Source organism: Streptomyces sp. NPDC051740, from assembly GCF_044453165.1.
Classification (GTDB): domain Bacteria; phylum Actinomycetota; class Actinomycetes; order Streptomycetales; family Streptomycetaceae; genus Streptomyces; species Streptomyces atrovirens.
In genome coordinates, this window is the sequence record NZ_JBITCL010000002.1 from 176,566 (window position 1) to 185,365 (window position 8,800).

The window sequence follows — 8,800 nt, forward strand, 5'->3', positions numbered from 1 at the left end:
TGGCGTCAGCTCCCCGTCGGGCGGACCAGCGTGGTCGCGGTGCGCAGCAGGATGCAGACGTCCCGCCACAGCGACCAGTCGTCGATGTAGGCGTTGTCGAACCGGCAGCGGTCCTCGATCGAGGTGTCACCGCGCAGCCCCTGGACCTGCGCCAGACCGGTGATGCCGGTGCGCATCCGGTGCCGGGTCGCGTAACCCGGATACGTCTGGCTGAACTGCGTGACGAAGTAAGGCCGTTCGGGCCGGGGCCCGACCAGGCTCATGTCGCCGCGCAGCACGTTCCACAGCTGGAGCAGCTCGTCCAGCGAGGTGCGCCGCAGCATGCGGCAGAACCAGCGCATCTCGTGCTCGTTGGCCACGCTCCACCGGGTCGCCGACTCGCGCTCGTCGACCGGACGGTGGGTGCGGAACTTCAGCAGCGTGAACGGCTCCCCGTTCCGGCCGATGCGCTCCTGCCGGAACACCACGCCCGGCCCGTCGGCCAGCCGCAGCGTCACCGCGCACACCAGCAACAGCGGGCCGGCCAGCAGCAGCAGCGTCCCCGAGACCAGGACGTCGAGCAGCCGCTTGCCGGGGCCGCCGTCGCGCGCCGGGGCGAAGTCCAGCCGCCGACAGGGGAATCCGGCCAGCCGGTCCCGCGCCGGGTACGGCGCCGGGTCGGCGTCGACCTCCCAGACCGCGCAGCCCGACGCGGCCAGTGCCCGCAGCAGCGGCCCCTGTTCGTCCCGTACCGAGGGGTGGACGGCGAGCACCGCCCGCACCCCGTTCTGGATGACCGCCCGCTCGACCTCCTCGTCCGTGCGCAGCACCGGCACGCCCTCGGCGTCGTCCTGCTGCCCGGCGACGATCCCCACCGGCCGCACCCCGCAGCGCGGATGGCGCAGCACGGCGGCGGCCACCCGCTGCGCGGTCGCGGCCGGTCCGACGACGAGCGCGGCGTGCGGATGGCGCAGCAGCGCGGCCCGCCGCCGCCCGTGCACGGCCGCGCGCAGCGCGCAGGCCGCCGCCGCCTGCACGGCGAGGCCCGTCAGCACGGTGCCGGCGGACAGCGCCTGCTCCGGCCGGTACGCGGCCCACAGCGCCGCGCCGGCCGGCCAGGCCACCGCGACACGACCGCACACGGCGGGCAGTTCCTCCAGCAGCCCCGGCACCGGCGGCCGGGTGTCACGCGGGCGCAGCAGCAGCGACACCGCGATCAGCAGGGCGATGAGCAGCGGATGGCGCTGGGCCCCGGGCAGCACCAGCGCGGCGGGCAGGACGGCGGCGCCGTCCGCGACGAGCAGCGGCAGCGGTGAGGCCGTCCGGGGCGGCGCGGCGGGCAGCCGGGGGCCGGTGTCGGCGCCGCGCGGCGGCATGACGGAGACGGGTGAGGGGAATCCGTGGTCCCGGGGCGTCACGCCGGGGGAGGGCACGGTGCGTTCGGCGGTCACGAGTGGATGGACTCCCTGTGCTCGAAGGGCTCGACGCGCGATGACGTCCGGTCGGCCTCGGCGTCCCCGGCCGCCCGGCACGGACGTGTCCTCGTCGCGGCGGGCCGGGTGCCGAGCAGGTCGTGGTAGACGTCGGCGACCGCCCGCGCGGTGTGCCGCACGTCGTGGAGGGACAGCACGTGCCGGCGTCCCCGGTCGCCGAGGGACGCGCGCAGCGCCGGGTCGAGCAGCAGCTCGCCGACCGCCCCGGCCAGGGCCCGGGGGTCCTCCGGCGGTACCACGCACGGGGCGGCGAAGGACGGTGGCAGGCTCTCGCGGGCGCCGTCGACGTCCGTGACGACCACGGGCCGCCCGCAGGCCATCGCCTCCAGCGGGGCCAGCGCCATGCCCTCCCAGCGGGACGGCAGGACGACGAGGTCGGCGGCCTGGTACCAGGGGGAGGCGTCCGCGACGGCCCCGGCGAACAGCACGGACCCGGGCGCGACCGCGCGCAGCCGGTCCCGGTCCGGGCCGTCGCCGACCAGGACGAGACGGGCGTCGGGCACCCGGCGCAGTACGGCGTCCCAGGCCCGCAGCAGGACGTCCTGCCCCTTCTGCCGGCACAGGCGCCCCACGCACACGGCGAGCGGCGCCTGCGCGCCGAGCCCGGCCAGCGGCGCGAGCCCGGCCCGTACGGGTCCCGCGGGCGCCGGGCGGAAACGGTCGGGGTCGATGCCGTTGGGCACGACGGTCCAGCGGCCGGTGATCCCGGCGTGCACGCCGGTGGCGCGTTCCGCCTCGCTCACGCACACCACCCGCGCGGCCCAGCGTGCCGCCCACCGCTCCCAGCGCAGCGCGAGGGCCGCCGTGCCGCCGCCCACCGCCTCGAACGACCAGGCGTGCGGCTGGAACACCGTGGGGATGCGCCCGCGCACCGCGAGCCGCCCGGCGAGCCCGGCCTTCGCGCTGTGCGCGTGCACCAGATCGGGGCGCACCTCGTCGATCAGCCGGGCCAGTTGCCGTACCTCCCGCGCCAGTGAGGCGCCCGGCGAACGCGTCGCCCCCCAGTGCCGTACGTGCGCGCCGAGCGACCGCAGCCGGCCGGAGAGCGCGCTGTCGGGGCAGATCGCGGCGACGTCCAGGCCGTCCGCGAGCTGGGCCCGCACCAGGTCCGTCACGACACGCGCCACTCCGCCGTCCACCGGCTGGGTGAGGTGCAGGACGCGCGGTCGGCTACCGGTGGGCGACGGGTGCACGGGCACGGTCTTCTCGCTCCCGAAGGCGCTCGGCGTGAAGGCGCCCATCACCGGGCGTCGACGGCGGCGAAGAGCACGCCGGCCCATGCCGCGTCCCGCTCGGACGTGAGCCGGAAGGCCGCCCGGTCACCGGCTTCCGGCAGGCCCCCTTCGAGGTCGAACACGTCGGAGTCGTAGCCGAGGGTGTTGGCGTACGCCGGTACCCGCGCGGGGGACGTGCCGCCGGGGTCGGCGATGGTGGAGTTCAGGACGTCGTCGAAGGGGTTGGCCCGGTCGGTGAACGCGGTGGGGGTGGGGCCCGCGGTGAGGACGAGCGAGTCGCCGGAGGTGCCGCGGTCGCCGTTGTACGCCACCAGTCCCGCCCGGCCCCCGGCGCCCGCCGGGAACGGCAGGTCGCGCAGCGGCATCTCGACCCCCGCGCGGCCGCCCAGCGGGGTGAAGCCGTCCCAGAGCGCGAGGTGCCGCAGCGGTTCCGCCGGGTTCTCGTACGCCACCACCAGCGTCCAGCCGCCCCAGGTCCCGGCCGCCGACCTGCCCATGGCCACATTGACCTGCGCCACCGTGTACGGACCCGGCGCGCTGTCCCGTACCAGCGCCGTCACGTCCGCCGAGGCCTGGAAGGCGTCCGCGCCGTCCGCCACCCGGTGCCCCACCACCGTGTCGGCGAGCAGCTCCTTGTACTCCCCGCCGGGCTCGGCGATCAGCACCCGCCCGTTGTCCTGCCACGGCTTCTGCTCACCGGCCAGCAGGTTGCCGCCCCAGTACAGGCGGGCGTACGTCACCCGGGAGCCGGCCGGCAGCCGGACCTCCGCGCGGGAGGAGTTGTACGTGTTCGGGTCGCTGTCGACGTCGACGTAGAACATGTCGAAGTCGCCGTTCACCCCCTGCGCGCCGGCCTGCACGTCCCGGCACGACGACGCCTGGGCGCGGCAGGTGGCGGAGGCGTTGGCGGCCCGCACGATGCCGCCGTGCTGGACTGCCCGGTACCGCTGGGAGAAGGCGAGGCCGTCGGCCTCCGGGGAGGGCGCGACCGGCGCGGCGGCCGCGGAGCCGCAGGGGGCCCACAACGCCGCGAGGGAGAAGACGCCCACCGCCGCACGGCGAAGCATCTGACCCGGGGATTGACGCATGACCGTCGGAGCCTTTCGGAACAGGGTGGCGGTGGCGGGCGGCGTGGACGAGTGCGATGCGGCCGCCCATGAGGGTGCTTCGGAGGGTCGCAACTCTAGTCACCAAAAGGACAAATTCACCGAAATTCGGTGAAACATGGCAAGTGTGTTGGAATCATGAAGCCTGTCCAGGGGAAGGAGAAGGGGTTGGCCGACCCGGCCCGCCGCTTCCCCGGCGACCCGCCGGGCGGAACGCGCGACGGGTGCGGGACGGGTGCGGGACGGGGAACCGAACGGCGCACCTCCGGTTGCGGGAGCCCCCGGGCGCTCCCACGGTGGGCTTCAAGATCCGAAGCCTGCGAAAGGAACCTCCATGCGCGCTCTGCCTGCCCGGCGCATCGCACTCGGCGCACTGTGCGCCGCCCTTCTTGCCGGCCTCACCGGCCCGGCCGCCGTGGCGGCCGACACGGCCGCCGAGCACGACCGCGCGGCGTCCTCCGCCGCACTGCTCGCGCAGGTCAGGACCGTCGACGGGGACGAGAACGGACTCACCCCGGTCGTCGACCTGCTGAAGGCCGTGCTCCGGGCGGACGACGGCCGAGCGTCCTCCGCCGAGGTCGGGAAGCTGGGCGACGCGGCGAAGAAAGCCCTGGCGAAGGCGGCCGACGAGGACCCGGTGGCCACGACCGAGACCACCACCGGGAGCACCACGACCGAGAGCACCACGACCGAGAGCACCACGACCGAGCCGTCGGTCACGACGACGGACGACACGCAACTGACCGTCTCCGGGGACGACCTCACGAGCGAGGAGCTGGCCGCCCTGCGGGAGGCCCTCGACAGCCTCCTCGAACTGCTCCGGCCCGACACCGGCACCGCCACGGACGCGGACGGGAGCACCACTCAGGAACCCACGCTCGGCAGCGAGTTGGCGGCCCGGGTGCAGGACCTCGTCGACGCCCTGCTCGGTACCGGGCCCCAGGTGTCGACCCTGCCCGCGCCGGCCGCTTCCGCGCAGACGCTGTTGCTCCCGGGCGTCACGTTCCCCGCGCTCACCTCGCTGCTGCTGCCGTCCACGGCATCCTCGTAAAACCCGCCGTCCTCGAAAAACTCTCATATGAGGACTTGCCAATCTCCCGCTTCATGGTTTCCGGTCCGGCCGGGGATCGTTAGGCACGGCGACAGAATTCCCCTCCGGTGACCGCGCTCGCGATTGCCGAAGAAAGGAACACGATGAAGTCCCTGAAGGCTGCCGCCGTCCTCGCCGGAACCCTGATCGCCGCCGGCGCCGCCGCGCCCGCGTACGCACAGGAGTCCAACGACCTGGCGGCCACCGGCCTCGACACCGGCCTGCGCACCGCGGTCCCCTTCGAGATGATGCCGCTGAACGAGTCGGAGGCACTCGACACCGACGAGACCAGGCTGCTCACGACGACGAAGGAAGCGGCGGCCGTGGCGAACGAGGCCAAGCCGGTCCACGGCGACCTGGGGCTGCACGCCTGAAAAGCACCCCTGCGGAATCCGGCCCCCAGTTTCCACTGGGGGCCGGATTCCGTTTGCCGCTACGGACAACCGTATGGACAAGGGAGTCGGACCGATGGTCATCGACATCGACGGAACCCCGGAAGGCACGCGACCGCCGCCCGCGCCGGAGGGCAGAACGCGGCGGGACGTGGCACGCGGACTGCGCACCGGCGCGCTCGCCACGGCCCTGGCGCCCCTGCTCGCCGCCTTCCGCGCACCGGGGAGAGCCCCGGACCGCGCCTCCTTCGACCGGACGCACCGGGGCCGCCGCATCCAGGGGACGCGGGCCGCGGACGGCCGCTGGCACGTCACCGTGGACGGCCGCCCCCTGCACCTGATGCGCCGGGCCGACGGCACCTGGCTGAGCATGGTCGACCACTACTGCTCCTACCCCACACCGCTCGACGCCGCCCGCGCCGCCGCGGACGCCCTCGCCCCCGGCGAGCGACTGCGCGCGGCGGGTACGGAACCGCGGCACGAGCACGCGGGAGGCCGGCATGGCGTACGTGCGTAAGGACGCCGCCACGCTCACGGCGGCCGAGAAGCGCAGGTTCGTGAACGCGCTGCTCGAGGTCAAGCGGCGCGGCGAGTACGACGAGTTCGTGCGCACGCACATCGCGTACTACGCCGCCGACGGTGAACGGGGGCTGCGCACCGCCCACATGGCGCCCTCCTTCCTGCCCTGGCACCGCCGGTTCCTGCTCGACCTGGAGGAGGCCCTGCGCCGGGTGGACTCCTCGGTGACCCTGCCGTACTGGGACTGGACCCGCGACCGCACGGCCCGCTCCGCGCCGTGGACCGCGGACCTGCTCGGCGGCAACGGGCGCCGTTCCGACCGCCGGGTGACGACGGGGCCGTTCGCGTACCGGGAAGGGAACTGGACGATCCGGGTGAACGTGACCGAGGCGGAGTTCCTCACCCGGGACCTCGGCCGCCGGGCCGACCCGATCGCCCTGCCGGGGAAGCGCGATCTGGAGTGGGCGCTGAAGGAGTCCGCCTACGACGTGGCGCCCTGGGACTCGACGGTCGCGCGGGGCTTCCGCAACCGGCTGGAGGGCTGGGGCACCGGCCGCGGCAGCGCCTCGTGGCGCAACCACAACCGGGTGCACCGCTGGGTCGGCGGGACCATGCTCTCCGCCGCCTCCGTCAACGACCCCGTCTTCTGGCTGCACCACGCCTTCGTCGACCTCCAGTGGTACCGCTGGCAACGCAGACACGGCGGGGCCCGCTACCGCCCCGCGACCGCGCCGGGCTCCGGCGACGAGCAGCACGGCCGGATCGTGTCCCGCCACGAGAGGCTGCCGCCGTGGGACGTGACCCCCGGAGAACTGGAGGACGTCAGCGCGACGTACCGCTACGCGTGAGATGACACGCGGGCACGGAGGAGCCCCGGCGCACCAGGCGCCGGGGCTCCTCCACGTCCCGTCACCCGTCCGCGCGCCGGTCGCCGGAGGCGGGGCGGAGAAGGCCGGTCTACGGCCCGGCGAGACACCCGTGCCGAAAGCCACGGTGGCCGCCTTCGCGCTACGGGACATCACCTCTGCTCACCGGTCAGGCGAAAGCGGGCCCCTCCACGGACGGCCGCACTTCCCGCCCAACGCGCCGGTTTGCGCCGGGTGATGGGCGGCGCCCGCAGCTCACTCCTCGGTCGTTCTCGTGCCGGACACGGCTCGTGCCCGACGCGCCATTCATCCGTCCGTGCGACAAGACATGGCTTTGACCTGCGTGTTCACACAGAACATACGCATCTGGGCGTTTTGGCTGTCCAAAAGCCGTCGGAGTCGCTTAGATTGGCGACGTTCGGTGACCGGTCCAACACGGACCGTGCCCGCTCGAGAAACGGAGAGGTAATGCGCAAGTACCAGAAGGCGGCCGTCGTGATGGCCATGCTCGGTAGCGTCGGCTTCCTCGGCGCCGGCGTCAGCCACGCCGGTGACAAGCCGGGCTTCGAGCTCAACAACGACCAGACGACGACCTGCGCCCAGGACAACTCGGTCCAGTCGCTGATCGCCATCGACGACGTGAACGCCGGTGTCGGCGCGCTCCTGGGCCTGGGCAACGCGGAGAACACCGAGGTCAACTCGGTCGCCTGCGCCTCCAGCCTCGGTCTCGGTGGCTGAGTAGTCGCTGTCAGGTGAATCGGGCGGGTCCCGAGGTCCGAGCCGCTGCGCTGCGGATCCCGGGCCCGCCCGGTCCCCTCGGCCGTTCCACGACCGTCAAGGAAAAAGGTTGATGTTCCAGTCGAAGAAGATCGCGGCGGCGGGCCTCCTGGGAAGCCTCGCTCTGATCGGCCTCGGTGCCGCGCAGGCCGTCGGTGCCGACAACTCCGGCACCTGCACCCAGAACGACAAGGGCCAGCTTCGCTGCGTACAGGTGAGTGAGCACCGGCTCGCCGAGAAGGACGGAAAGGTCCGCGTCGACAACGCGACGTCGCAGACCTGCTCCGGCAAGGGTGAGCTCACCTGCGCCAACACGCTCGTCGTCGACGGCGAGTAATTCCGGCGGCACGGTGACGCGCGCCGGCGTCGTTCGGTCATCGAATTGCCGGGCTGATGGTGTGACATCACAGCAGCAGTGCGAAGTCTCTTTTTCTGCCATGTGAATACCTATCGGCGTTTCGCTATCAATTGACGCAAAGGCCGCCCCGTATTCGGCGGCTGTCCCCGACCGGTCCGCCCCGGACCGTGTCACATCGAGAATGGAGAGATAAATGCGCAAGTACCAGAAGGCCGCTGTCGTGATGGCCATGCTCGGCAGCGTCGGCTTCCTGGGCGCCGGCGTCGGCCACGCCGGTGACAAGCCGGAGGTGGAGCTCAACAACGAGCAGACCACCACCTGCCTCCAGGACAACTCGGTCCAGTCGCTCGTCTCCGTCGACGACATCAACCTCGCCGTCGGCCTGCTGGGCCTCGGCAACGCGGAGAACAAGGAGGCGAACTCCGTGCACTGCGCGAGCGCCTTCGGCGTCGGCGGCAAGTGATCACCACTGAGTGATCCGGGCAGGCCTCGGAGTCCGATCGCATGCGATCCGGGCCCCGGGCCTGCCCGCTTCGTTGGCCGTCAAGGCATCCGGAACGGCGCCGTCGTCCAGTCGCGGCGGGGCCGAGCGTTGAGGAAAAGGTAGATGTTCAAGTCGAAGAAGATCGCAGTGGCGGTGGGAGTTCTGGGGAGCTCCGCCCTGATCGGCCTCGGTGCCGTTCACGCCGTCGCCGTCGAGAGCCCCGGGAAGTGCGCCGACGACGGCAAGGGCAACGTGCGCTGCGTGGACGAGGGCGAGCACGAGTTCACCAGCGGCACGTACGGGAAGGTCCACCTCGTCAACAACATGAAGCAGACCTGCTCCGGCGGGGGCGCGGAGGTCTCCTGCGGGACCAGCGTCGCCGTCGACGGCGAGAAGCCCTGACATCTTCGCGGTCATGAGGAGGGGGGGGGGGGGGGGGGGGGGGGGGGGGGGCCCCCCGGGGCGGCCGGGGCGGGGGGGCGGGGCCGGGGGGGGGGCGCC

Annotated in this window: 11 protein-coding genes; 8 read left to right on the forward strand and 3 right to left on the reverse strand. The window is 73.2% G+C overall.

Annotated elements, in window-relative coordinates:
* Positions 1-5 precede the first annotated feature (5 nt).
* From ACIA6T_RS03880 to ACIA6T_RS03890, 3 genes are read right to left on the reverse strand one after another with little or no spacing between them, the layout of a single operon-like run.
* Positions 6-1,430, reverse strand: coding sequence for an exopolysaccharide biosynthesis polyprenyl glycosylphosphotransferase (locus ACIA6T_RS03880; protein ID WP_399444952.1), 1,425 nt, complete (start codon positions 1,428-1,430; stop codon positions 6-8).
* A complete protein-coding gene (locus tag ACIA6T_RS03885) occupies positions 1,427-2,713 on the reverse strand; it encodes a glycosyltransferase family 4 protein (RefSeq protein WP_399444953.1) in 1,287 nt (428 codons plus the stop codon). Before ACIA6T_RS03885 ends, ACIA6T_RS03880 begins: the two co-directional genes overlap by 4 nt.
* Positions 2,713-3,795, reverse strand: a complete 1,083-nt coding sequence (locus ACIA6T_RS03890) for a DUF3344 domain-containing protein (protein ID WP_399444954.1) — start codon at positions 3,793-3,795, stop codon at positions 2,713-2,715. The genes ACIA6T_RS03885 and ACIA6T_RS03890 overlap by 1 nt, the downstream gene beginning before the upstream one ends.
* 352 nt (positions 3,796-4,147) lie before the next feature.
* Here ACIA6T_RS03890 and ACIA6T_RS03895 point away from each other — a divergent pair, with 352 nt between their 5' ends.
* The 8 genes from ACIA6T_RS03895 (at position 4,148) to ACIA6T_RS03930 (ending at position 8,701) form a co-directional block, all read left to right on the forward strand.
* Positions 4,148-4,864, forward strand: coding sequence for a hypothetical protein (locus tag ACIA6T_RS03895; protein WP_399444955.1), 717 nt, complete (start codon positions 4,148-4,150; stop codon positions 4,862-4,864).
* Between the two features lie 143 nt (positions 4,865-5,007).
* The gene (locus tag ACIA6T_RS03900; RefSeq protein ID WP_399444956.1) at positions 5,008-5,277 is read left to right on the forward strand and encodes a hypothetical protein; all 270 of its coding nucleotides are present in this window, start codon (positions 5,008-5,010) and stop codon (positions 5,275-5,277) included.
* Between the two features lie 73 nt (positions 5,278-5,350).
* The gene (locus ACIA6T_RS03905) at positions 5,351-5,812 is read left to right on the forward strand and encodes a tyrosinase family oxidase copper chaperone (RefSeq protein WP_399444957.1); all 462 of its coding nucleotides are present in this window, start codon (positions 5,351-5,353) and stop codon (positions 5,810-5,812) included.
* Positions 5,796-6,662 carry a tyrosinase family protein gene (locus ACIA6T_RS03910; protein ID WP_399444958.1) on the forward strand — a complete coding sequence of 289 codons (867 nt, stop codon included), beginning with the start codon at positions 5,796-5,798 and terminating at the stop codon, positions 6,660-6,662. Before ACIA6T_RS03905 ends, ACIA6T_RS03910 begins: the two co-directional genes overlap by 17 nt.
* A 486-nt stretch (positions 6,663-7,148) precedes the next feature.
* Positions 7,149-7,418, forward strand: coding sequence for a hypothetical protein (locus ACIA6T_RS03915; protein ID WP_399444959.1), 270 nt, complete (start codon positions 7,149-7,151; stop codon positions 7,416-7,418).
* A 112-nt stretch (positions 7,419-7,530) separates the two neighbouring features.
* A complete protein-coding gene (locus ACIA6T_RS03920; protein ID WP_399444960.1) occupies positions 7,531-7,794 on the forward strand; it encodes a hypothetical protein in 264 nt (87 codons plus the stop codon).
* A gap of 214 nt (positions 7,795-8,008) precedes the next feature.
* Positions 8,009-8,278 (forward strand): hypothetical protein, encoded by a 270-nt coding sequence (locus ACIA6T_RS03925; RefSeq protein ID WP_399444962.1) that lies wholly within the window; start codon positions 8,009-8,011, stop codon positions 8,276-8,278.
* 144 nt (positions 8,279-8,422) lie between these two features.
* Complete coding sequence (locus tag ACIA6T_RS03930; protein ID WP_399444963.1) at positions 8,423-8,701, forward strand: hypothetical protein; 279 nt, start codon at positions 8,423-8,425, stop codon at positions 8,699-8,701.
* The last annotated feature ends 99 nt before the right edge of the window (positions 8,702-8,800 follow it).